Here is a 23,285-nt window from a genome sequence, read left to right on the forward strand (position 1 = left end):
GACGCTGAGGGGAGGGAGCCGGTGGAACAGAAGCGTCGGGAGAGTGTGGGGGTAATCATGCCAACACTTAGCGGTCCGGCGCACTACCAGATGCGGATTTGCGCTGAATAAGTGAAGCGTTTAAGGAAATCCCGGCACGACACCCGAGTACGGAGCGCCGTAGTCTGTGGTCCGAGAGATCATGCGGCGGTCGTGGCGAGGGGGCCGCGGCCCCCGCCATGGAGAGACCGATAGCGAGAGTTCGCGCCGTGATCACATTCGACGCTGTCACCAAACGCTACCCAGGCGGATCTGTCGCCGTGGACAACCTCAGTTTCGAGGCGCCCACCGGCGAGATCACCGTTCTCGTGGGGCCGTCCGGCTGCGGGAAGACGACGTCCCTCCGCATGATCAACCGCATGATCGACGCGTCGGAGGGCCGCATCCTGCTCGACGGGGTGCCGGTGCAGGGCATCGACCCGCCGACGCTGCGGCGCGGCATCGGCTACGTCATCCAGCAGGCCGGCCTCTTCCCGCACCGCAAGATCGTCGACAACATCGCCACCGTCCCCTACCTGCTCGGCTGGGACCGCAAGAAGGCCCGGGCCAGGGCCATGGAGCTGCTGGAGCGCGTCGGGCTCGACCCGGCGCTCGCCGGGCGCTACCCGTTCCAGCTGTCCGGCGGGCAGCAGCAGCGCGTGGGCGTGGCCAGGGCGCTCGCCGCCGACCCGCCCGTGCTGCTCATGGACGAGCCGTTCAGCGCGGTCGACCCGATCGTGCGGGCGAGCCTGCAGGACGAGTTGCTGCGGCTGCAGAGCGAGCTGAACAAGACCATCGTGTTCGTCACCCACGACATCGACGAGGCCATCAAGCTGGGCGACCAGGTGGCGGTGTTGCGGGTGGGCGGCAGGCTGGCCCAGCTCGCCGACCCCAAGACGCTGCTCGCCGAGCCGGCCGACGACTTCGTCCGTGAGTTCCTCGGTCATGACCGGGGGATCCGGCGGCTGCAGTTCGTCTCGACCGAGGGCCTGCGGCTGCGTACGGACCTCACCGTTCCCGAGGGGTCCGAGGGCGGCTCGCCGGAGCCGTGGCTGCTGGTCGTGGACGGCGACGGACGCCCGGTCGGCTGGCGGTCGGCGGTGCGGCCGGGCGAGCTGGAGCCGTACGGCACCTTCGTGCGCGGGCGCGACTCGATGCGCGCGGCGCTCGACGCGGCACTGCTGTCGCCGTCCGGCTGCTCCGTGGCCGTGGACGAGCACGGCAAGGTCGTCGGCGTGGCCACCAGGGACGCGCTCGACCGGGCGTTGTCGGAGGCTGTCCATGGGTGACGGCCCCCCTTCCCTGTGGGAGTGGTTCGGCCGCAACTGGGACACCGGCCGCGCCGACAGCATCAGGACCCTGCTCACCGACCACGTGACGATGTCGTTCGTGCCGGTGGTGTTCGCGCTCGTCGTGGCGCTCCCGCTGGGCCTGGCCTGCGCCCGCTGGCGCTGGCTCTACCAGCCCACCTCGGGCTTGATGAACATCGTGTACGCCCTCCCGTCGCTGCCCGTCTTCATGCTGATGATCTCGGTGACCGGGTTGTCGCAGACCACGGTGATCGTCCCGCTGGCCTTCTACGGCGTGGCCGTGCTGATCCCGGCCGTCGTGGACGGTCTCGACTCGGTGCCCGACCACGTGCGCCAGTCCGCCGTCGCGGTGGGTTTCACCCCGCTGCGCCGGCTGCTGCAGGTCGAGCTGCCCATCGCGGCGCCGGTCGTGCTGGCCGGACTGCGGGTGGTCGCGGTCTCCAGCATCAGCCTGGTCAGCGTGGGCGCGCTGATCGGCCAGGGCGGGCTCGGCGGGCTGTTCACCCGGGCCTACCAGAACCCGTTCATGCCCCCGGTGATCGTCGGCATCGTGCTCATCGTGGCGCTGGCCCTGGTCGCCGACGGCCTGCTGGTCCTGGCGCAGCGCCTGCTCACCCCGTGGGTGCGGGCCCGCAAGGAGGCGGCGTCATGAGCTGGCTGACCGCGTTCCTGGGCTGGCTGGGGGAGTTCTTCGGCGACGGCGCCAACTGGACGGGCTCCGACGGCATCCCCGCGCGCCTGCTGGAGCACCTGGAGTTCTCGGCGCTCGCACTGGCGCTGGCCGTGCTGGTCGCCGTGCCGCTGGGCCTCGCGATCGGGCACACCGGCCGGGGCGGGGTGCTCGTCGTGGTGGCGGCGAACCTGGCCAGGGCGCTGCCGACGCTGGGGCTGCTGGTGATGTTCGTGCTGCTGCTGGGCGCGTCCTCGATCTGGCCGGTGATCATCCCGCTGGTGCTGCTGGCCGTGCCGCCGATCCTGGTCAACACCTACGAGGGCATCAAGGGCGTCGACCCCGAGCTGCGCGACGCCGCGTACGGGATGGGGTTGCGCGGCGGGCAGGTGCTCGGGCGGGTGCTGGTGCCGGTGGCGCTGCCGCTGATCCTGCTGGGGTGCCGCCTGTCGGCCATCCAGGTGGTGGCCACGACCACGGTCGCCGCCTACACCGGCCTGGGCGGCCTCGGCCGGTATGTCATCGACGGTTTCGCCACCAAGGATTACGCCGGCGTCGTCGGTGGTTCTGTACTGATCGTGTTGTTCGCGCTCTTCGTCCAGGTGGTGTTCGCCCTCGTCCAGAGGCTGACGGTGTCTCCGGGGGTGAGCCGGCGGCCGACCATCCGATAATCTCCCCTATTACCTCCCGTTTAGAAGGGAAATACAATGAGACGCACGTACGGCATCGCGGGAATCCTCCTCTCGGCGATGCTCGCGCTGGCCGCCTGCGGTGGTGGCGGCACGGGAGGCAACCCGCTCGACACCACGAGCGCGGCTCCCAGCGGATCCGCCTCCGGCGGCGGGACGGCCGTCATCGGCTCCTTCGACTTCGACGAGAGCGTGCTGCTCGCCTCGATCTACGCCCAGGCCCTTGAGGCCAAGGGCGTGCAGGTCGAGGAGAAGCCGCGCATCGGCAGCCGCGAGGTCGTCCTCGACCAGGTCAAGAGCGGCGGCCTGACCATCGTGCCGGAGTACAACGGCAACCTGCTCGCGTTCCTCGACCCCAAGAGCACCGCCGCGACCACCGACGAGGTGGACGCCGAGCTGAAGCAGAAGCTGCCCGCTGAGCTGGAGCTCCTCGAATCCGCGCCCGCGGAGGACAAGGACAGCCTGTCCGTCTCCCGGCAGACCCAGACCGAGCAGTCGCTGACCTCGATGGAAGACCTGGCCAAGGTCTCGAAGGACCTGGTCGTCGGCGGTCCCCCCGAGTTCAAGAACCGCTGGGAGGCACGGCTCAAGGAGGTCTACGGGGTCGAGTTCAAGGAGTGGAAGCCGACCGGCCCGACCACGGCCGACGCGCTGAAGGACGGCTCGATCCAGGTCGGCAACGTCTTCACCACCGACCCCAAGATGACCGCCAACGACCTCGTGCCGCTGGAGGACCCGAAGAACATCTTCCCCGCCCAGAACGTCACCCCGCTGCTGCACAAGGCCTCCGCCACCGACACCATCAGGACGACCCTGAACGGGATCTCGGCGAAGCTGACCACGGAGTCGCTGCTCGACATGATGCAGAAGATCTCCGTCAACAAGGACGAGCCCGCTACCGTGGCCAAGGAATGGCTGACCACCAACGGGCTGGCCTGACGCCGGCCTTCGCGAGAGCCTCCCACCTCGGCGGGAGGCTCTCGCGGTGTGTCAGCCGTTGACCGACTGTTCCAGGGGGCTTTCGCGGTGAGTGAGCTGTTCACCGAGGCGATGGCGCAGCTGGCCGCGGGCGTCGCGGTGGTGACCGCCCGCGACGGGCGCGACGACCTCGGCGCCACGGTGTCGGCGCTGATGTCCGTCTCGCTGGAGCCCCCGCTGGTGCTGGTGAGCCTGGCCAGCGCCGGCTACCTCAACGAGGTGTTCCTGCGGCAGGACCGCTGGGCGGCGTCGCTGCTGTCGTCGGAGCAGGCCGCCATCGCCAGCCGCTTCGCCACCCCGGGCCGCCCCAGCGCCCGCCTCCTGGTGGCGGGCACTCCGTATCACCGCGGCGAACACTCGCAGGCGTTGGTGATCGAAGGCGGCGTCGCCGCGCTGGAGGCCGAGACCATCAAGGTCATCCCCGCCGGCGACCACACCCTCTATCTCGCCACCGTCCTGTCCGTCGGCTACGTCGACTCCGCCCGCCACCCCCTGATCCGTCTCAGAGGCCGCTACCGCACGGGCGCCTGAGCTCGCCGGAACGGCCAGGCGGCGACGTCGTCCGCGAGACGTTCGTGTCCGGGAGACGCTCGTTTTCAGTCGTGCGCCGCGGTGACGAGCGCGTCCGCGAGCGCTTCCGGATGGGTCAGCATCGCCTCGTGCGGGCCGTCGCACTCGACGACGCGCGGGTTCGTCAGCCTGCCGGCCATCTCGCGGTAGAGCTCCATGGGCACGCCCCGGTCGTCACGCAGGAAGACGTAACTGGAGGGCGGCTCGGCGGTCCAGAACCGGGGCAGGGAGATCGGCTCGGTGAGCCACCCGAGCGGCTGCGGGACCAGCCGGTCCGCGACGGCGGCGACCTGCTCGTCGGTGGCGCCGTTCATGAAGTGGGCCTTCCACACGCCGGGGTCCATCAGGATCGTCCGGTCCGGGCGTTGCGCGGCCGCGGCCCGGTCGCCCTCGACGAGCGGTCGCGGCAGGACGTCGTGGATCGCCTCACCGTCATGGAGCACCCAGGCGCTGACGAAGACGACCCTGCGCGTCCTGTCCGCCAGACGATCCGCCGCGTACTGGATCACGGGGCCGCCGCCGCTGTGACCCACCAGCACCAAGTCGGTCAGATCCCGCTCTTCGATCGCGGCGACCAGCCCCTCACCGGCGGCGGTGAGGTCCACCCCGGCGCGGTCCACCTCGCCTTCCGCCAAGCCGCGAAGGGTCGGCGCGAACACCTCGTGCCCTTCGGCGCGCAGGCGTGCGGCGACCGCGTCCCAGCACCAGCCTCCCTGCCAACCACCATGAACTAGGACAAAACGCATCAAAAGCCCCCCAATCACTCCGATCCTGGCAATGTACATCGGAGCGGAAATGACCTTCTGGGGGCCCGCGCCGCGAGGGGCGGCGTGCCGCCGCCCCTCGCGGGTCAGCGGATGACGTACCAGGCGGGGAGGATCAAGGGGCCGACGGCGGGCAGGCCCAGCTCGGCGGACAGGCGGGCGAACGGGCCCCAGGCGTCCAGGCGGAGGCGGGCCAGCGCGGCCGACTTGTCCTCGCTGGAGTCAGGACCGCGCAGCCGCTCCAACGGGTTCATCCGCGGATAGACGCGTACGGGTGCGTCCTCGGAGAGCCGGACCCGCTTGCGAGCCAGGGCCAGCGCATCCTCCAGCCCGCCCAGCTCGTCCACGAGGCCGCCGGCGTGGGCGTCGGCGCCGGTCCACACCCGGCCGCGGGCCAGTTCGTGGGCGCGTTCGCGGGTGAGGTCGCGGCTCTGGGCGACCTTGCCCACGAAGTCGTCGTAGATGCGGTCGAGCCAAGCGTTCACACGGGCCCACTGCTCGGGGGAGAAACCGCGGGAGGGCGAAAACATCCCGGCATTGGCTCCCTCTGACACCATTTCCGAATTTATCCCGATCTTTTCGAGCATTTCGGAAAGGACGGGCTTGCCGCCGTACACGCCGATCGAGCCGGTCAGCGTGCCCGGCTGGGCCACGATCACGTCGGCGCCCATCGAGACGAAATAGCCGCCCGAGGCCGCCACGTCGCCCATCGACACGATCACCGGCTTGACCTTGCGCGTCAGCGTGACCTCGCGCCACACCGTGTCGCTGGCCACGTACGAGCCGCCGGGGCTGTCGACCCGGAACACCACGGCCTTGACGTGGTCGTCGCGCCGGGCCGCCCGCAGCGCGGCGCTGATCGTGTCGGAGCCCATCGCCCCGCTGCCGCCGAGCGGGCTGCGCCCGCTGCGGCCGGTCCTGATCACGCCGGTGCCGTGCACGAGCGCGATCGAGTCGGCCATCGGATGCGACAACTTCCGTACGGCCGCCGCCTTGGCGTAGCGGGCGACGTACAGCAGGTGGGCCTCCGGGCCGGCGGCGCGCTTGACCTCCTCGTAGACCTCGTCGCGGTAGGCCAGCTGGTCGACCAGCCCGGCCTCGTGCGCCTCGGCGGAGCTGAACGGCCCGCGGTCGATCAGCTCGCGCACCTTGCCCGGGTCGAGCCGGCGGCCGTCGGCGATGCCGGCGACGAAGGTCTCGGTCACCGACTCGAGGATGCGGCTCATCGACTCGCGGTGGGGCTCGGTCATGCGGTCCTGGGTGAACATGTTGGCGGCGGTCTTGTACTCGTGCCGCTGCCCGACCTCGTACCCGACGCCGAGCTTGGTGAGCGCGCCCTTGAGGAAGTGCTGCTCCATGGCCAGCCCGGTCAGCCCGACGTCGCCGCTCGGCTGCAGGCAGACCCGCTCGAAGGCGGTGGCGAGGTAGTAGGGGACGGTGCCGCCGCCGAACTCGCCGAAGGTCTCGGCGAACGCCACGGTCAGCTTGCCGGACGCCCGGAAGCGGATCACCGCCTGGCGCAGCTCGTGGACCGTGGCCAGACCCAGCGGATTCCCGCCGATCCTGACGATGAGCGCCTTGACGCGGGGGTCCTGCCTGGCTCGCCGCAGGCCCGACAGCACGTCGGCCAGGCGGGGTTTGCGCATGGACAGCACCGCGGCGAGCGGGTCCGTCGGCGGGCCCTCGGTGAGGCCCTCGGTGAGGTCGAGCTCCAGCACCAGCGGGCCCGTACGCCGCTGGCGAAGCTTGTCGACGGTTTCGAAGATCGCCTTACCTGCGTCCATGAAAGCCACCCTAAGCGACGCAAATCGAAATGGACTCTCCCCGTTTCAGAGGGTCACGACGACCTTGCCCGCGGCGCGGCCCTCCTCCTGGTAGCGTACGGCGGCCCGGAGCTCGGCGAAGGGATGACGGCGGTCGATGACCGGCGTGACGCGGCCGTCCTCGATGAGCTCCGTCAGCTCCAGCAGGTTGCGCCGGGTGTCCGGAGATCCGATCACGTCGGCGCCCACCGCCCGCTGCGAGGTGAACAGCGACGCCGCCAGGGCGGCGAACATGCGCCCGGCCGGCTGCAGCCACCGCCCGGCCGCGCCGCCGACGAACACGTACGTCCCCTTGCGCCGCAGCACCCGGCGGCACTCGCGGAACGAACGCTCGCCCGCGACGTACAGCAGGACGTCGTAGCGGGCCTCGGTCCTGGTGAAGTCCTCCTTGGTGCGGTCGACGACCTCGTCCGCGCCGAGCGAGCGGACCAGGTCCGTGTTGCGCGGGCCGCAGACGCCGGTGACGTGCGCGCCGTACGCCTTGGCGATCTGCACGGCGAACGTTCCCACGCCGCCCGAAGCCCCGTTGACCAGCACCTTCTGCCCCGGGCGCACCCGGCCGGAGTCGCGCACGGCGATCAGGGCGGTGCCGGCGGCCAGCGGGACCGCCGCCGCCTCCTCGAACGACAGGTTCGCCGGCTTCGGCGCCAGCAGGCCCTCAGGGACGCTGACGTACTCGGCGAAGCCGCCGCCCTTCGGCATCCCGTACACCGCGTCACCGGGCACGAACCCGGTCACGCCCGCGCCGACCGCCTCGACCTCGCCGGCCACGTCCGCCCCCAGGATGGGGATCGGCGGGCGGAGCAGGCCGGGGCCGCCGGGCATCACGCGGGCCACGTACGGCTCGCCGCGCATGAAGTGCCAGTCGTAGGGCTGCACGGACGTGGCCCGCACCCGGACCAGCACCTCGCCCGGCCCCGGCACGGGCTTGGGGACCTCGGTGAGCTCCAGGGCGTCGGGCGGACCGTACGAGCGCAGAACGTACGCTTTCATGGCGATCTCCTCGTCCTCGGTGTCTGCCGCCTCAGTGTGAGCGCGCCCTCGCCGGGGACGGAACCGTCGAAAGTACGACCTCTCGCCCGTCCCATCGGCCACCGCGGAGGGACCCCTGGGCCGATGAACGCGGCCCCCGCCCCCGTCACGATCGAGGCATGACGAAGGAAGCCAGAGCATGGGCGGTGAGCGGCGGTCTGGTGCTGCTCGGGCTCGTTCCGTTGCTGGGCGGGGCCGTCCGGCTGAGCGCGATGGCCGGCGGGCCCGACCTCGCCGAGGGCGGCGACCGGTTCCTCGCCGCGCCCGTCCCCGTGGTCGTGCACATCGTGGCCGCGCTCGTCTACACGCTGGCGGGCGCGTTCCAGTTCGTCCCGAGCCTGCGGCGGCGCGGGTGGCACCGCGCCGCCGGGCGGGTGCTCGCCGGCTGCGGGCTCGCGGCGGCGGCGTCGGGGTTGTGGCTGACCCTGTTCCTGGCACGACCGCCGGGGGACGGCGACCTGCTGGCCGCGTTCCGGCTGGTCGCCGGCTCGGCGATGCTCGGGTTCCTGCTGCTCGGCGTCGCCGCGATCCGCCGCCGCGACGTCCGCCGGCACCGCGCCTGGATGATCCGCGCGTACGCGCTCGGCGCCGGGGCGGGGACGCAGGCGTTCACCCAGGTCGCCTGGCTCCCGGCCGGGGGCGAGCCCGGCGAGGTGGCCAGGGCGCTGCTCATCGGCGCGGGCTGGGTGATCAACGCCGCGGTGGCCGAGTGGGTCGTCCGCTCACGGGCGCACCCGGTCGGTCTCGTACGCCCAGATGGCGATCTCGACCCGGTTGCGGACGCCCAGCTTGGTCATCAGGCTCGCGACGTGACTCTTGACCGTGCTGAGTGAGATGTGCAGCTCGTCGGCGATCTCGCTGTTGGTCCGGCCGCGTGCCACGGTGGCGAGGATCTGCTCCTCCCGGTCGGTGAGCGCCTCGACGGGCTGCGCCGGGGGAGCGGCGGGGCCGGCGCCGGCGAAGGCGGCCAGCAGCCGGGCGGTGATGCTCGGCGCGATGAGCGCCTCGCCGCTCGCCGCCGCGCGCACCGCCTGGGCCAGCAGGTCGGGGCCCGCGTCCTTGAGCAGGAATCCGCGGGCGCCCGCCCGGAGCGCGGCGTAGACGTACTCGTCCAGATCGAACGTGGTGATCACCACGACGGCGATCGGGTCGGCCGCGTCCGGCCCGGCCAGGCGGCGGGTGGCCTCGATGCCGTCGCAGCGCGGCATGCGGATGTCGAACAGGCACACGTCCGGCCGCAGCCGCCGCGCCAGCTCGACGGCGCGCAGCCCGTCGGCGGCCTCGCCGACGACCTCGATCCCGGGCTGCGCGTCCAGGATCATCCGCAGCCCGGTGCGGGCGATCTCCTGGTCGTCGGCCACGACCACCCGGATGGCGTTCACGCGGCGGCTCCCGTGCGGGGCAGGACGGCGGTCACGGTCCAGCCGCGGCCGGGGTTCGGGCCGGCCTCGCAGGTGCCGCCGAGCAGGCCGGCGCGTTCGATCATGCCGAGCAGCCCGTATCCGGGGGAGGGCACGACGGCGGTGTTGTCGCCGTCGTCGCTGACGTGCAGGCGCACCGAGGCGTCGTCGGCGGCGACGCGCACCTCGATGCGGGTGGCGTGCCGGGCGTGCCGGCGGGCGTTGGTGACGGACTCCTGGGCGATCCGGTAGATCGCCGCCCCCACCGACGGGGGGACGTCGTCGAGGTCGCCGCGGATCTCGACGTCCACGGAAGGCCCGACGCGCGAGCGGCCGGCGAGCTCGGCGAGGTCGGCGATGTGGCGGCCGGGGGACAGCTCCGCCGGCTCGTCGCGGCGCAGCACGCGGACCATGGCCCGCATCTCGGCGAGCGTGCGCGACGCCTCGGCCTCGATCACCCGCAGCGCGTCCACGGCGGCGTCCGGGTGGGCCGCCGCCGTCGCGATGCCCGCCTGGGCGCGGATCGCCATCGCCGAGACGTGGTGGGCCACGGTGTCGTGCAGGTCGCGGGCCAGCCGCTCGCGTTCGAGCAGTTTGACCTGGTCGATCTCGCGTGTCCTGGCCCTGGCGCGGTAACGGAAGGTGCCGCCCAGGGCGAGTGCGGACAACACGACGGTGAACGCGCCCACCACGTCACCGCCGGCGGCGACCTGACCGGTGACCGCCGCGACGAGGATCGCGCCGCTGATCAGCGCCAGCCCCGCGACCGCCTCCCGGCCGGAGCCCCAGCGGGCCAGCGCGTAGAGCAGGAGCAGCAGGTACGCCACCGCGCTCTGCTCGGCCGGATCGGCGCCGGTGACCAGCTGGATCACCGCGGAGACGACGACGGGCACCGCCAGCGCCGCGAACGGGTGCCGGCGCCGCCATAACAGGGCGGGCAGCATCACCAGGGCATAGACCATCGACAGCGGCCGCCACTGCAGGTCGGTCCGCAGCATGCCTTCCAGCACGATGGCCGGGACGAGCACGCCGACGAGCGCCCAGTCGCGCCATACGCGCCGGGGGGCGTCGGGAGGGCGCGGTTCGTCCCACACGGAGCGGAGGAGGCCCTGCACGCCCTCATCGTACGGAAAGCCGGTGAAATGCCGAAGGGGAGCGCCGCACCCGGTGGCGGCGCTCCCCTGGAAACGGGTGGGTCAGCGCTGGTGCAGCGCGGCCCAGACGTCGATGCGCGGCGTGGTGACCTCGGCGCCCGCGCTCGAGTATGTGATCGGCTTCCCGGTCCGCCGCAGCGAGGTCAGGAAGTCGTCCACGGAGGTGTTCTTGTGCTTCTGGCGCAGCAGCGCGAAGGCGCCCGCGACGTGCGGGGTAGCCATCGAGGTGCCGTTGAGCGTGGCGTACGTGTCGCCGGTGATGGCCGCCGAGATGCCGACGCCCGGCGCGAACACGTCGAGCAGCGTGCCGCGGTTGGAGAAGGGGGCCACCGCGTCCTGCTTGTCCGTCGCGCCCACCGCGACCGTGCTGGAGACGCAGGCCGGGAACGACACCGAGGACTCGAAGTACTCGTTGCCCGAGGCCACCACCGTCGCGGTGCCCTTGGCGAGCAGCTGGTCCACCTCGGTTTTGAAGTCGGCCCCGTCGGTCGTGTCACAGGCCGTGGCGTACTGGCCGCCGCCGAGGCTCAGGTTGACCGCGGCGATGTCGTACTGGTCGGCCAGCAGGTTCGCGTACGCCATGCCGGTCAGGATCGAGGAGTCGTAGGCGAGGATGCACGAGGGCGCGCCCTGGCAGTACGGCGAGTCGTCGAACCGGCTGAACACCTGCACCGGGATGATCTGCGCCGCGGGGGCGACGCCGTCGGCCGGGAAGTCGGCGGTCGCCTGACCGGCCGCGATGCCGGCCACGTGGGTGCCGTGGTAGCACAGGCCGTACTGCGGCTGCGGGGCCCCGTCCATGCAGGGCGCGCTCTCGGCGTCCGCGGCGCCGTCGCCGAGCTGGAACGGGCTGCCGTTCGGGCACAGCGGCTTGGAGCCGTCGATCGGGTCGGCGGCCGAGAAGCACGCCGGGGCGACGATGCGGCCGCCGAAGGCCGGATGGTCGTCGTCGATGCCGGAGTCGAGGATCGCCACGGCCGTGCCCTTGCCGGTGAAGCCCCGCTTGTGCGCCCGGTCGGCGCCGATCAGCGGGACGCTCTGCACGAGCGAGGGCTCGTTGAGCTTGTCCTCGCGGATCGACACGACGTCGGAGTCCTCGGCGATCTTCTCCAGCTCGGCGCGGGTGCCGTGGTAGACGAAGAAGTCGAGCTTGTTGGCGATCTCCGTCGGAGGCTCGGCGGAGACGTTCTTCTTCTCCCGCCTGACCCCCTCCGCACCGGCCCGTACGGCGTCGACCTGGGCCGGCTGCCGCACGCGGACGATGACGCGGTGCCCACCGGTCGCGGTGATCGCAGAGTCGATCTTGGACTCGGGATCGGCCAGGGCGGGTGTGGCGACCAGCGCTGCCGAGGTGGCGGCTAACGCCGCGGCGCCTGCCAGCAGAGACATCAGTCTCAACTGTTCCTCCGGGGGGTTCGAGGGGCCTTTGTCAACGGAAGTGTAGTTATTGGACAACTGATGTCAGAGAGGGTGAGTGTTCTGTTATCCGTTCTTGTCCTGGTAGGTGGTGGCATGCGAAGGGCCGGGCACGCGGCCCGGCCCTGCTGCGCGCGCCTCAGGCGCGGGAGTCGGCCGCGGCGGGCGCGGACGTGGTGGCGCGTTCCATGTCGATCCGTGAAACCCGGGAGGAGCCGGCCGCGATCGGCGTGCCCGTATCACGCAGCCGCCGCAGGCTCTGCTCGACCGTGCTGTCGGGGAACGCCTGCCGCATCAGCGCGAACGCCCCCGCCACGTGCGGCGCCGCCATCGAGGTGCCGCTCTTCTCCCCGTACGCGTCGTCCGGCACCGCGGAGTTGATCCCCCAGCCCGGCGCGAACAGGTCGAGCAGCGGCCCCCGGTTGGAGAACGAGGTCACCGCGTCGGCGTCGTCCGTCGCGCCCACCGTGACCGCGGTGGAGATGCAGGCCGGCGTCGAGACGCCGTTCTCGAAGCCGTTGTTGCCGGCCGCGACCACCGGGGCCACGCCCTGAGCCAGCAGCGCGTCGAACTCCGGCTTGAGCGCCGCCGCCCCGGGATCGGCGTCGCACGCCTCGGTGAACGGCCCGCCGCTGCCGAGGCTCAGGTTCACCGCCGCGACGTTGTGCGGCTTGGCCACCCGTGAGACGTACTCGAGCGCCAGCTTCTGGTCAGAGGTGTAGCTGAGCAGGCACGGCGCCTGGCCGCCACCGATCGCGCAGGTCACCGCGTTGTCCACGCGGCTGAAGACCTGGATCGCCAGGATGCGGGCCCCGGGGGCGACGCCGTTGTCCGGCGCGCCCGTGGTCGTCGCGCCCGCCGCGATGCCCGCCACGTGCGAGCCGTGTGAGCAGGTGTTGACGCCGCGGGCCAGGCACTGCGTGGTCTCGGCGTCGGCAGAGCCGGGCCCCGACTGGGTGGGCTGGTTGTTCGGGCAGAGGGAGACCGTGCCGTCGCCGGCGTCGGAGCTGGAGAAGCACGCCTCGTCCACGATCCGGCCGGCGAAGAACGGGTGGTCGCGGTCGATGCCGGTGTCGAGCACCGCGATCGTGGTGCCCGCGCCGGTCCAGCCGGCCTGGTTCGCCCGGTCCGAGCGGATCACGGTGGTGCTGGCGTCGAGAAAGGGCACGCTCAGCTGGTCCTCGTAGACGGCCTGGACACGGTTGTCCTGCTTGAGCTTGTTCAGCGTGGGGCCGTCCACCTCGGCGACGAAGAAGTGCGGTGACCCGGCCGCCTCCAGCACCCGGCTTCCGTCGGACGCCCGCTCGATGTCCTTGGCCACGTCCTGAACGCTCTGGCCCGGTTTGAGCTGGATGATGGAGCGCACGCTGTTCTTGGCCTTGATCTGCGAGGCGAGCGTGGGGCTGATGACGGGGCCGCCGGTGTCCTTGGGATCGTCGGCGGTGCTGGTGTTCTGGACGTGGATCGCCGGAGCCGCACCCGACGCGGCTCCGCTCAGGGCCGGCGTCAGTGCCAGCACCACGGCGCAGGTCAGCAGAGACCGTAGCCTCACTTGGTCCTCCAAGGGCTGTGGAGCCGTGAAGCCCTTCCCGCTCACGGCCGCGCGTACAGCCGCATGCATCCCCGCGTGTGACAAGTGTGATGTCTGTGACCTAAGTGGTCCGAAGCAACGTTGGCCGCCTCTTTGCCTCATGGCGGCATTTCCCGGCAAGAGCGGCGGCCATGGCCGCCGCCCAGGCCGGGCGCCGCTGCCCGGGTGCCCCTGGCGGGTGCCGCACCCAAGCGCGGCCGCCGCTCGTGACCACGGCAACGCCGCAGCGTATCGTCGGCCGCCTGGCGTGCCACGCAACGCCCCCATTCCGGAAGGTCGACCAGGAATCGCGAGGACCGCAATGAACGCCATGACCACGCCCGCCCTCGGCGACCTCCAGCCCGGCCGCGTCGTCTACATCCCCGCCGGGGCCTCCCCCCAGCGCACCCGCCCCCTCGCCATACTCATCCGTGACGCCGGCCCCAGCGAATACCCGCCCGGCGACATCTGGCTCGCCGGGCAGGTCCTCCGCGCGGACGGCTCCAACCCCCTCCAGTACCGCACCACCGCGATCAACGCCACCCTCGGCAAGATCACCATCGCCCCATCCGGCATCCGCCGCTGCGTCGCCGCGGGCTGCCCCGACTCCTACGACGCCATCGCCATGCGCGGAGGCGAACCCGCCGGATGGCGCGTGCTCCAGCAAGGCGTCCTCGGCGGCACCGACCTCTGTCCCCGGCACGCCCTCACCGTCGTCACCCCGGACGGCATCACCCGCCTCCACGCACCCGAAGCCATGGATGGCGACACCGGCACCATCACCTGCACCTGCGGAATCCTCATCCGCCCCGCCATGGCGCCCAGGACCGCCCCGGCCGTCCGGGCAGCCTGCGTACTCGCCTACGGCGTGCACATCGCGGCCATGACCGCACGGAGACCCTCATGACCGCCACTACCGACCCCTTTGGCCAAGGGTCGGACCCCGCCTCGGGCGTTCGCGAGGCTGACGCGCGCACGCGCGATTCATGGCGAAGATCGTGTGGTGGGCGAGTGCCGGGCGCGGTCCTCTGCGCGTCGCGGCGGGCGCGAGCCAGAAAGGCCGGCCGCACATCGCGACCGGCCTCTCTGCGAAATTTCGCTATTTAACTATCTTCAGAACGTTCTTCGTGGCCTTCTTCAGTGCCGCCGACGACGGCTTCGTGGCCTGGCGCACCTTCTCCGCGGCGGTCATGGCCGAGGTGCCGTTCACGCCGTGCGCCCAGTTCAGCCAGGCCGTGAGCAGCGCGCCGTCCAGCCGTGCCTTGCCCGTCCTCGTGCTCTTCAGCACCCGGTACGCCGTGCCCAGCGACGACGCCTTCGTCAGCTCGGGGAACACCTTGCTCGACTTGCTGATCAGCTTCAGGTAGCAGGTGAGCGTGGCGTCCGGGATGGTGCCGCTGCTGCGGTGGATCTCCACGGCCCACTTCGCGGCCGACAGCTTCTTCGCGGCGGTGCCCCGCGTGCAGACCGCGGCCGCCGGCGACGCCGTGTGCGTGACCGTCACCGTGACCGTCACGGTGGGCAGCGGAACGGGGCTGGTGCTCGGCTCGGGCTCAGGCTGCGGGTCCGGGTCCGCCGGGTCGCCGGGCTCCGGCGACGGGCCGCTCTCGAACGGGTCCGGCTCGTCCGGCACCGTCTCGTCCGGGACCGTCGGCGTCTGCGCGACGGGCGGCTGCACGGCCGCCCCCGTCAGGGCAGCCGCCAGGTCCAGACGCGGCGTGGTGACCTGGGTGCCGTAGGAGTCGTACACGTACGGCCGGCCGGTCTGCTTGAGCTTGTCGATCAGGTCCGCCATCGGGGTCTGCGGCGAGGCCTGCTTCATCAGCGCGAGCGCGCCGGTCACGTGCGGGGTCGCCATGGACGTGCCGCTGTAGACGGTGGTGGTGTTGTCGGGCACCGAGGACTCGATGTCCACGCCCGGCGCGAACAGGTCCAGCAGCGGCCCGCGGTTGGAGAAGTCGGCGATGGCGTCCTGCCCGTCGTTCGCGCCCACCGCCACCGCCGTGGAGACACAGGCGGGGAACGACACCCCGTCGAAGTACTCGTTGCCCGCCGCCACCACGGTCGCGACGTTCTTCGCCAGCAGCCCGTCGATGATCGGCTTGAAGATCGCGGCTTCCTCCGAGGAGTCGCACTGGCTCTCGGAGAGCATGCCGCCCAGGCTCAGGTTCACCGCCGCGAGCGGCTGGGGGACGGAGAGGCCGGACACGTACTCCATGGCCTGGCGCAGCGACGACTCGTACGCCAGCAGGCACGCCGGCTCGCCGCAGACGTCCTCGTCGTTGATCCGGCTGAACACCTGGACGGCGACGATGTGCGCCCCCGGGGCGACGCCTCCGGTGCCGGCCGCGATGCCCGCGACGTGGGAGCCGTGGTCGCACAGGTTGACGCCGTCGAGCAGGCACGCCGGGGCGGTGGCGTCGGCCGCGTTGCCGTCGGTCTGGCTGGGCAGGCCGTTGGGGCAGAGCGACTCGACGCCCGGCTCCACGGCCGAGAAGCACGCCTGTGCCGCGATCCGCCCCTGGAACCAGGGGTGGTCGGGGTCGATGCCGGTGTCCAGCACGGCCACGCTCTGCCCGGTGCCGGTGAAGTCGCCGGCGTGCGCCTTGTCGGCGCCGATCAGCGAGAGGCTCGGGCCGAGGTCGGCCGGCGTGTACGTGCGGTCGCGGTGGATGGAGGAGACCCGGGGGTCCTCGGCCAGCTTGGCCAGCTCCTCAGCGGTGCCCTCGACCACCATGAACGGCTGGTCCTGCGGCTGCAGCACCACGTCCACGCTCTCGGCCGCGGCCTGGCCGGCCACGGGGGCGTGCTGCGCCGGGTCGGTCAGCTCGACGATCGCCCGCTCGGTGCCGCCGTCGACGCCTAAGCCGTCCTCCACCTTGTCCTCGGGGTTCTGCGGGGCGTCCTCGGAAGGCTGCTCCGTCGGCGGTTCGGGCGGCGTCTCCTCGACGACGGGCTCCCCAGGAGGAGCTTCCGTCGGTGTCTGGGACACGGTCGGCGTCGGAAGAGGGGCGGGATCGGCGTAGGCCGGACTCGACAGCGGCAGCAGGGCCAGCGCGATCGAGCTGACGATCAGGGGGCGGAATCGCACGCGTCCTCCGAGAGGGGATGATCTCGGAGTTTAGGGCGATTTGCCGGACACGCACAGGCCCCCGGCGCGCATTCTCACGGAACTTTCAGCCGCCGCACGCCGTCCGTTCAGGCTGGACCCGAACGGGCGGTCAGCCCGGCCCGTCGTGCTTGAGCCACACCGCGCCCAGCGGCGGCACCCGCAACGTCGTCGAGTGCGGCAGCCCGTGCCACGGCTCGCCGTCGGCCTCGACCGCGCCCAGGTTCCCCACGCCGCTGCCCCAGTAGCCGTAGGCGTCGGTGTTGACGACCTCCGCCCACCGGCCCGCGTACGGCAGCCCGAGCCGGTAGTGCTCGTGCGGCCCGCCGCTGAAGTTGACCACGCACGCCACCGCGGACCCGTCGTTCGCGTACCGGACGAACGAGAACGTGTTGCCCGAGGCGTCGTCGGCGTCGATCCACCGGAACCCCTCCGGCCTGCAGTCCTGCTCCCACAGCGCGGGTGTCTCGCGGTAGATCCGGTTCAGGTCGCGGACCAGGCGCTGCACGCCCTGGTGGCCGTCGAACTCCAGCACCCACCAGTCGAGCCCGCGCTCCTCCGACCACTCCGAGCCCTGGCCGAACTCGCCGCCCATGAACAGCAGCTGCTTGCCCGGGTGCGCCCACATGAACGTCAGCAGCGCTCGCAGCTGCGCGAACCGCTGCCACTCGTCGCCCGGCATCTTGCCGAGCAGTGAGCCCTTCCCGTGCACCACCTCGTCGTGCGACAGCGGCAGCACGTAGTTCTCCGAGTAGGCGTACAGCAGGGAGAACGTCAGCTGGTGATGGTGGTACTGGCGGAAGACCGGCTCGTGGCGCAGGTACTCGAGCGTGTCGTGCATCCAGCCCATGTTCCACTTGAAGCCGAACCCGAGCCCGCCCAGGTGCGCCGGCCGTGACACGCCCGGCCAGGCCGTCGACTCCTCGGCCGCCATCGAGATGCCCGGGGCCTCGCGGTAGCAGACCGCGTTCATCTCCTTGAGGAACTCCACCGCGTCGAGGTTCTCGCGGCCGCCGTAGACGTTCGGCGTCCACTCGCCCTCGCGCCGCGAGTAGTCCAGGTAGAGCATCGAGGCGACCGCGTCCACCCGCAGCCCGTCGATGTGGAACTCCTTCAGCCAGAACAGCGCGTTGGCGACCAGGAAGTTGCGCACCTCCCTGCGGCCGAAGTCGAACACGTACGTGCCCCAGTCGGGGTGCTCGCCCCTGGCCGGGTCGGCGTGCTCGTACAGCGGGGTGCCGTCGAAGCGGGCCAGCGCCCAGTCGTCCATCGGGAAGTGCGCCGGCACCCAGTCGAGCAGCACGCCGATGCCGCGCTGGTGCATGCGGTCCACGAAGTGGCGGAACTCGTCCGGCGTGCCGAACCTGGACGTCGGCGCGTAGTACGAGGTCACCTGGTAACCCCACGAGCCGCCGAACGGGTGCTCGGCCACCGGGAGCAGCTCGACATGCGTGAACCCCAGGTCGGCGGCGTACTCGGAGAGCTGCTCGGCCAGCTCCACGTACGACAGGCCGGGCCGCCACGACCCCAGGTGCACCTCGTAGATGCTCATCGGCCCCGTCTGCGGCTGCGCCGAGCGCCGCTGGACCATCCAGGCGTCGTCCTGCCAGCTGTAGTCGGACTTGTCGATCACGGACGCGGTCATCGGCGGCACCTCGGTCCGCCGGGCCATCGGGTCGGCCTTCTCCCGCCACACGCCGTCGGCGCCCAGGATCCGGTACTTGTAACGCTCACCCACCCCCAGACCGGGGACGAACAGCTCCCACACCCCGGAGCGGCCCAGCGACCTCATCGGGTAGGCGGCGCCGTCCCAGTGGTTGAAGTCGCCGACCACCCGGATGCCGCGCGCGTTCGGCGCCCACACCGCGAACGCGGTGCCCTGGACGTCCTCGTGCGTCATCACGCGCGCGCCGAGCACCTCCCACAGCCGCTCGTGCCGCCCCTCGCCGATGAGGTGCAGGTCCACCTCCCCGAGCGTCGGCCAGTGCCGGTACGGATCTCGCATCTCATAGGGCTCCGCACCCGCATATTTGACGTTCAACGTGTACGAGGGCACCTTGTCCAGGCCGGGCACGGTCACCTCGAAGACGCCGTGGGCCACGTGTTTCATGTCGTGGGCCGTACCGTCCTCCAGCACGACCCGCACCCGCTCGGCGAGCGGGCGCAGCGTGCGGAAGACCATGCCGCCCGACGCCGGGTGCGCGCCCAGCACGGAGTGCGGATCGTGATGCGCCCCACCCGCGAGGCGATCGAGCTCTGTCCCCATCGGCATGCTCCCACCCTGCCCTAAGATGACCGTCCATCCCAGGCACTGCCCGCTTTCATCGCGACAATCACCGAACACGCAAAATCCCGCCCTGATCACAACAGGACGCCGGGTTCGGATAACTAGTCCTTTCCCGCTTCTTGGCCCGACATACTGGTGCGCTGCCCACATCCCCTTTCGGAAAGGTCCGGGCCGTGTATCCACCGCCACCCCCCTCCTCCGGCTACCCGCCGCCCCCGCCGCCGTTACGCCCCGTCCGCGGCGTCGCCCTCTTCGCCGTCGTGGCCCTGGTGTGCAACTGCGTCATCGGCGTCGTCGTCGCGGTGATCGACCTGTGGTACGCCGGGCTGATCGACCGCCTGCTCGCCGGCACCGACTCCGTCTCCGACGCGGAGGCCGGCGTCGCCGACCTCGTCTACGGTCTGTCCGGCATCCTGGAGTTCCTCGCCTACGTGGTCTGCGTCGTGGCCTTCCTGGTGTGGCTCTTCAGGGTCAGGGCCAACGCGGAGATCTTCTCGCCGGGCGGCCACCGGCGCTCCCGGCCCTGGGTGTTCTTCGGCTGGGTGGTGCCGATCATCTCGTTCTGGTTCCCGAAGCAGGTCGTGGATGACATCTGGTACGCCTCCACCCGCGCCGGGCACGAGTCCGCGCCGCAGCGTGGCGTGATCAACGCCTGGTGGGCCGCCTGGCTGCTGGCCGCCTTCGTGGCGAACGCCGCCGGCCGCCTCCTCTTCCGAGCAGAAGAGCCCGAGCAACTGGCGGACGCCTCCCGCTTCGACGTCGTGTCCATCGGCCTCACGATGATCGCCGCCGTCCTGGCCATCGCCGTGGTCCGCAAGATCACCGAGGCCCAGGAACAACAGGTCCGCGCCACCCTCACCACCTACGGCTCCCACCCCGCCTTCTGATCACCCCGCCGGCCCCTCCCCCCTGCGCTCTGAGTGGACCACCAGGGGGAGGTGGGCGCCGTGGGTCATGGCCGCCGTGAGGGCGTCCGGGGCGAGGGCCGTACGGAGGGCGGTTTCGACGCGGTCGACGTCGCCGCGTTCGGCGGGCCGTAGCGGCGCGCCGACCGCGTCGCGTAGTGCGGTGGCGCGGCCCGGGAAGCGGGCCGCTCGCTCCGGGTGGCCGTCGAGGGCCAGGGCGCCCGCCCCGGTCGGCCGGATACCCGCTGGGCGTGTTCACCGCGTCCCTGCTCGTCCCGTGGCTGGAGGCGATGGCCGCGCAGCAGCCCGCCTGGGCGGCCAAGGTCGAGTCGGGCGGCCACTCCACCGAGGTCTCCAGCCTGGAGATCAACCGGGCCGGCGTGGAGAACCTGGTGCGCGCCTTCCACGAGCAGGGCGTCAAGCCCGATCTGCTGCCTCCTGAAGGACGTCATCGACCGGCGTGCCGCCCGCGGTCTCGCCCACGAGGGCCTCTCGGGTCTGGTGGTAGAGCTCTAACCGGTACGCGGGCGGAAGGCGGCCAGCGGGATCGTGATCCAGGTGGGACGGTTGCGGGCCTCGTAGACGACCTCGTAGACGGCCTTGGACATCTCCAACGCCCGCAGCAGCGCCGCGTCCGCCCGGGTGATCACGCCGCCGCCCTCGGCGTACCCCTCCAGGAAGGCGGCCCGGTTGCGGTCGGCCCACTCCTGCGCCCGGGGCTCCAGCTCTTCCGCCTGCGCGTGGCCGGCCAGCAGGTGCCGGGCCGCGTAGTCGAACGAACGCAGCATCCCGGCCACGTCGCGCAGCGGCGACGACAGCGCCCGGCGCTCGCCCAGCGGCTGGCCGGGCTCGCCCTCGAAGTCCAGCACCACCCAGTCGGTCGGCGTGCGCATCACCTGGCCGAGGTGGTAATCCCCGTGAACGCGCTGCACGGGCACCTCGCCGGTGAGCAGCTCCACCTGGTGGTACGCCTGCTCGATCACCGTCGCGTGCGCGCGCAGCTCCGGCACCTCCGCCACGGCCCGCCCCAGCCGCCGCCTGAACCCCTCGGCCATGCGCTTGACCTCATGGACCTCGATCACGCCTGTGGGGAAGGCGTCGGCCAGCTCCTGGTGCACGCGGGCGGTGGCGCCGCCGAGCCGCAGCGACTCGGCCGCGAAGTCCCCGCCCGCCTCGGCCGCCGGCAACTCGGGCAGCGAGGCGTACAGGTCGCGGACGCTGGCCAGCGCGAGGTCCCAGCCGTCGTTGGCGTTCGACAGGAACTCCTGCATGAACGCCAGCGTCGTGTCGGTGCCGTCGAGGTCCACCTCGATCCACCCGTACGGCTGGGCGATGTGCGGCGCGTCCCGGGCGGCCAGCGCGGTGACGACCTCCAGCTCGGGGTTCACTCCCGGGATGAGCCGCCGGAAGAGCTTGCAGATGTACGCGTCCCCGTACACGAGGGAGGTGTTCGACTGTTCGGCCCCCAGCACGAGGCTGCGCGGGGAGGTGTCGATGGAGACGCCGGGCATGTGCCGCATGCGCAGCCCGTTGCGGGTCTCCTCGTTCGCCATGCCGTCGAGCAGCCACCCCGTACGGTCGGAGTCGTGCACGGCGTCGTACAGGTAGGCGTCGCCCACGCTGCCGATGAGCGCGTGCCCGAGGCGGTCGGGAAGCTCGGTCCGTTCGCCCAGCAGCAGCTGGTAGCGGTCGCGGGAGCCCTCCTGCCAGACGGCGACCACCAGGTGCCGCAGGCCGGGCGTGAGCTCGACATCGGATTCGATCGACAGCTCGTCGATCGGGCGCCCCTTGCCACCGAACCAACGTTGGCGGCTGATCCATGCGGCAAGGAGCTCGTCGAGCACGTCCTACTCCTCCTGGGTGATGGCCGGCGGGAGCGTGAACCAATAGAACCCATGCCCGGGAAGCGTCAAAAGATACGGAAGCTCGCCAATTGCCGGGAATGGTACGCCTCCCATGGTTTCCACGGGGGAGACGCCGACGAACCTGCGCAGGTCGAGCTCGACCGGCTGCGGGAAGCGCGACAGGTTGTTCACGCACAACATCCGGTCGTCGCCCAGCTCCCGGACGAACGCCAGCACGCTGGGGTTGGAGGAGTTGAGCTCGGCGTAGCCGCCCAGCCCGAAGACCGGGTGGCGCTTGCGGATCTCGATCATGCGGCGGGTCCAGTGCAGCAGGGAGCCCGCGTTCTTCTGCTGGGCCTCGACGTTGATGCCCTGGTAGCCGTAGATCGGGTCCATGATCACCGGCAGGTAGAGCCGGCCCGGGTCGCAGTCGGAGAACCCGGCGTTGCGGTCGGGGTCCCACTGCATGGGGGTACGGACGCCGTCGCGGTCGCCGAGCCAGATGTTGTCGCCCATGCCGATCTCGTCGCCGTAGTAGAGCACGGGGGAGCCGGGGAGCGACAGCAGCAGCGCGGTGAACAGCTCGATCTGGTTGCGGTCGTTCTCCAGCAGCGGCGCCAGCCGCCGGCGGATGCCGACGTTGGCCCGCATACGAGGATCTTTCGCGTACTCGGCGTACATGTAGTCGCGTTCCTCGTCCGTGACCATTTCGAGGGTCAGCTCGTCATGGTTCCGGAGGAAGATCCCCCATTGGCAATTTTCCGGAATTTTCGGCGTTTGGGCCAAAATTTCGGAAATGGGGTAGCGCGATTCTCTGCGTACGGCCATGAAGATGCGCGGCATCAGTGGGAAATGGAAGGCCATGTGGCATTCGTCCCCGCCGCCCACCGGATCGCCGAAGTACTCCACCACGTCCGACGGCCACTGGTTGGCTTCGGCGAGCAGCACGCGGTCGGGGTAGAGCCGGTCGATCTCCGCCCGGATGCGCTTGAGGTACTCGTGGGTCCGCGGCAGGTTCTCGCAGTTGGTGCCCTCCTCCTCGAAGAGGTAGGGGACCGCGTCCAGCCGGAAGCCGTCGATGCCGAGGTCGAGCCAGAAGCGCAGGACCTCCAGCATCGCCTCCTGCACCGCCGGGTTCTCGTAGTTGAGATCGGGCTGGTGGTGGAAGAAACGGTGCCAGTAGTACTGCCCGCGGACCGGGTCGTACGTCCAGTTGGACGTCTCGGTGTCGATGAAGATGATCCGGGCGTCCTGGTACTTCTCGTCGGTGTCGGACCAGACGTAGAAGTCGCCGAACGGCCCCTCCGGGTCGTGCCGGGAGGCCTGGAACCAGGGGTGGGCGTCGCTGGTGTGGTTCACGACGAGGTCGGCGATGACCCGCATGCCGCGTTTGTGCGCCTCGTCGACGAGCTTCACGAAGTCGCCGAGATCTCCGAACTCGGGAAGGATCTTCATGAAGTCGGCGATGTCGTAACCGCCGTCCCGCAGCGGCGACTCGTACAGCGGCAGCAGCCACAGGCAGTCGACCCCGAGCCACTGCAGGTAGTCGAGCTTGGTGATGAGACCCTTGATGTCCCCTGTGCCGTCGCCGTTGGAGTCGGCGAAGCCCCTGATGAGCACCTCGTAGAAGACCGCGCGTTTGTACCAGTACGGATCGCGCGGCTTTTCCTCGTCGAAGGTGTTGGGAATGGGTGTGATGCTCATGAGCCGCCTCGCAGGCGTCGCATGAGGGAGGCGCTTTCACAC

19 protein-coding genes are annotated in these 23,285 nt (G+C 71.1%); 8 read left to right on the forward strand and 11 right to left on the reverse strand.

Going from position 1 to position 23,285, the window contains the following annotated elements; all coding sequences use genetic code 11:
• Positions 1-248: 248 nt before the first annotated feature.
• From ACIBP6_RS00600 to ACIBP6_RS00620, 5 genes are all read left to right on the forward strand, one after another.
• Entirely contained in the window at positions 249-1,307 is a 1,059-nt protein-coding gene (locus tag ACIBP6_RS00600; protein WP_397047377.1) for an ABC transporter ATP-binding protein, read from the forward strand.
• Positions 1,300-1,980, forward strand: a complete 681-nt coding sequence (locus ACIBP6_RS00605) for an ABC transporter permease (RefSeq protein ID WP_397047379.1) — start codon at positions 1,300-1,302, stop codon at positions 1,978-1,980. Before ACIBP6_RS00600 ends, ACIBP6_RS00605 begins: the two co-directional genes overlap by 8 nt.
• Complete coding sequence (locus ACIBP6_RS00610) at positions 1,977-2,669, forward strand: ABC transporter permease (RefSeq protein WP_397047381.1); 693 nt, start codon at positions 1,977-1,979, stop codon at positions 2,667-2,669. Before ACIBP6_RS00605 ends, ACIBP6_RS00610 begins: the two co-directional genes overlap by 4 nt.
• 36 nt (positions 2,670-2,705) lie before the next feature.
• Entirely contained in the window at positions 2,706-3,626 is a 921-nt protein-coding gene (locus ACIBP6_RS00615; protein ID WP_397047383.1) for an ABC transporter substrate-binding protein, read from the forward strand.
• Positions 3,627-3,713: 87 nt separating this feature from the next.
• Positions 3,714-4,196 carry a flavin reductase family protein gene (locus tag ACIBP6_RS00620; RefSeq protein ID WP_397047385.1) on the forward strand — a complete coding sequence of 161 codons (483 nt, stop codon included), beginning with the start codon at positions 3,714-3,716 and terminating at the stop codon, positions 4,194-4,196.
• Positions 4,197-4,261: 65 nt separating this feature from the next.
• Here ACIBP6_RS00620 and ACIBP6_RS00625 read toward each other — a convergent pair whose 3' ends face one another.
• From ACIBP6_RS00625 to ACIBP6_RS00635, 3 genes are all read right to left on the reverse strand, one after another.
• Positions 4,262-4,981 carry an alpha/beta fold hydrolase gene (locus ACIBP6_RS00625; RefSeq protein ID WP_397047387.1) on the reverse strand — a complete coding sequence of 240 codons (720 nt, stop codon included), beginning with the start codon at positions 4,979-4,981 and terminating at the stop codon, positions 4,262-4,264.
• Between the two features lie 104 nt (positions 4,982-5,085).
• Positions 5,086-6,783 carry a signal peptide peptidase SppA gene (sppA, locus tag ACIBP6_RS00630; protein ID WP_397047389.1) on the reverse strand — a complete coding sequence of 566 codons (1,698 nt, stop codon included), beginning with the start codon at positions 6,781-6,783 and terminating at the stop codon, positions 5,086-5,088.
• Positions 6,784-6,828: 45 nt separating this feature from the next.
• Positions 6,829-7,815: an NAD(P)-dependent alcohol dehydrogenase gene (locus tag ACIBP6_RS00635; RefSeq protein WP_397047391.1), complete on the reverse strand. Its 987-nt coding sequence runs from the start codon at positions 7,813-7,815 to the stop codon at positions 6,829-6,831.
• Positions 7,816-7,973: 158 nt separating this feature from the next.
• Here ACIBP6_RS00635 and ACIBP6_RS00640 point away from each other — a divergent pair, with 158 nt between their 5' ends.
• A complete protein-coding gene (locus ACIBP6_RS00640; protein ID WP_397047393.1) occupies positions 7,974-8,687 on the forward strand; it encodes a DUF2306 domain-containing protein in 714 nt (237 codons plus the stop codon).
• On the opposite strand, the gene ACIBP6_RS00645 is transcribed toward ACIBP6_RS00640, so the two are convergent.
• The 4 genes from ACIBP6_RS00645 to ACIBP6_RS00660 form a co-directional block, all read right to left on the reverse strand.
• Entirely contained in the window at positions 8,577-9,236 is a 660-nt protein-coding gene (locus tag ACIBP6_RS00645) for a response regulator (RefSeq protein WP_397047395.1), read from the reverse strand. The two genes, ACIBP6_RS00640 and ACIBP6_RS00645, sit on opposite strands and share 111 nt — an antisense overlap.
• Positions 9,233-10,369 (reverse strand): sensor histidine kinase, encoded by a 1,137-nt coding sequence (locus ACIBP6_RS00650; RefSeq protein WP_397047397.1) that lies wholly within the window; start codon positions 10,367-10,369, stop codon positions 9,233-9,235. The genes ACIBP6_RS00645 and ACIBP6_RS00650 overlap by 4 nt, the downstream gene beginning before the upstream one ends.
• Before the next feature lie 81 nt (positions 10,370-10,450).
• Positions 10,451-11,797, reverse strand: coding sequence for a S8 family peptidase (locus ACIBP6_RS00655; RefSeq protein WP_397047399.1), 1,347 nt, complete (start codon positions 11,795-11,797; stop codon positions 10,451-10,453).
• Between the two features lie 166 nt (positions 11,798-11,963).
• Positions 11,964-13,376 carry a S8 family peptidase gene (locus ACIBP6_RS00660; RefSeq protein WP_397047401.1) on the reverse strand — a complete coding sequence of 471 codons (1,413 nt, stop codon included), beginning with the start codon at positions 13,374-13,376 and terminating at the stop codon, positions 11,964-11,966.
• A 340-nt stretch (positions 13,377-13,716) separates the two neighbouring features.
• On the opposite strand from ACIBP6_RS00660, the gene ACIBP6_RS00665 reads away from it, so the two are divergent.
• Positions 13,717-14,301, forward strand: a complete 585-nt coding sequence (locus ACIBP6_RS00665; protein WP_397047403.1) for a hypothetical protein — start codon at positions 13,717-13,719, stop codon at positions 14,299-14,301.
• Between the two features lie 192 nt (positions 14,302-14,493).
• On the opposite strand, the gene ACIBP6_RS00670 is transcribed toward ACIBP6_RS00665, so the two are convergent.
• Positions 14,494-16,485, reverse strand: a complete 1,992-nt coding sequence (locus ACIBP6_RS00670; protein ID WP_397047405.1) for a S8 family peptidase — start codon at positions 16,483-16,485, stop codon at positions 14,494-14,496.
• Positions 16,486-16,615: 130 nt separating this feature from the next.
• Positions 16,616-18,769 (reverse strand): 1,4-alpha-glucan branching protein GlgB, encoded by a 2,154-nt coding sequence (gene glgB / locus ACIBP6_RS00675; protein WP_397049250.1) that lies wholly within the window; start codon positions 18,767-18,769, stop codon positions 16,616-16,618.
• Positions 18,770-18,963: 194 nt separating this feature from the next.
• Here glgB and ACIBP6_RS00680 point away from each other — a divergent pair, with 194 nt between their 5' ends.
• Positions 18,964-19,677: a DUF4328 domain-containing protein gene (locus ACIBP6_RS00680; protein ID WP_397047407.1), complete on the forward strand. Its 714-nt coding sequence runs from the start codon at positions 18,964-18,966 to the stop codon at positions 19,675-19,677.
• 530 nt (positions 19,678-20,207) lie between these two features.
• Here the strand turns inward: ACIBP6_RS00680 and ACIBP6_RS00685 are convergent.
• Together ACIBP6_RS00685 and treS are read right to left on the reverse strand one after the other, a co-directional pair.
• The gene (locus tag ACIBP6_RS00685) at positions 20,208-21,539 is read right to left on the reverse strand and encodes a maltokinase N-terminal cap-like domain-containing protein (protein ID WP_397047408.1); all 1,332 of its coding nucleotides are present in this window, start codon (positions 21,537-21,539) and stop codon (positions 20,208-20,210) included.
• 3 nt (positions 21,540-21,542) lie between these two features.
• The gene (gene treS, locus ACIBP6_RS00690) at positions 21,543-23,243 is read right to left on the reverse strand and encodes a maltose alpha-D-glucosyltransferase (protein ID WP_397047410.1); all 1,701 of its coding nucleotides are present in this window, start codon (positions 23,241-23,243) and stop codon (positions 21,543-21,545) included.
• Positions 23,244-23,285 lie beyond the last annotated feature (42 nt).

It is taken from the genome of Nonomuraea terrae (assembly GCF_044465245.1).
GTDB classification, from domain to species: domain Bacteria; phylum Actinomycetota; class Actinomycetes; order Streptosporangiales; family Streptosporangiaceae; genus Nonomuraea; species Nonomuraea terrae.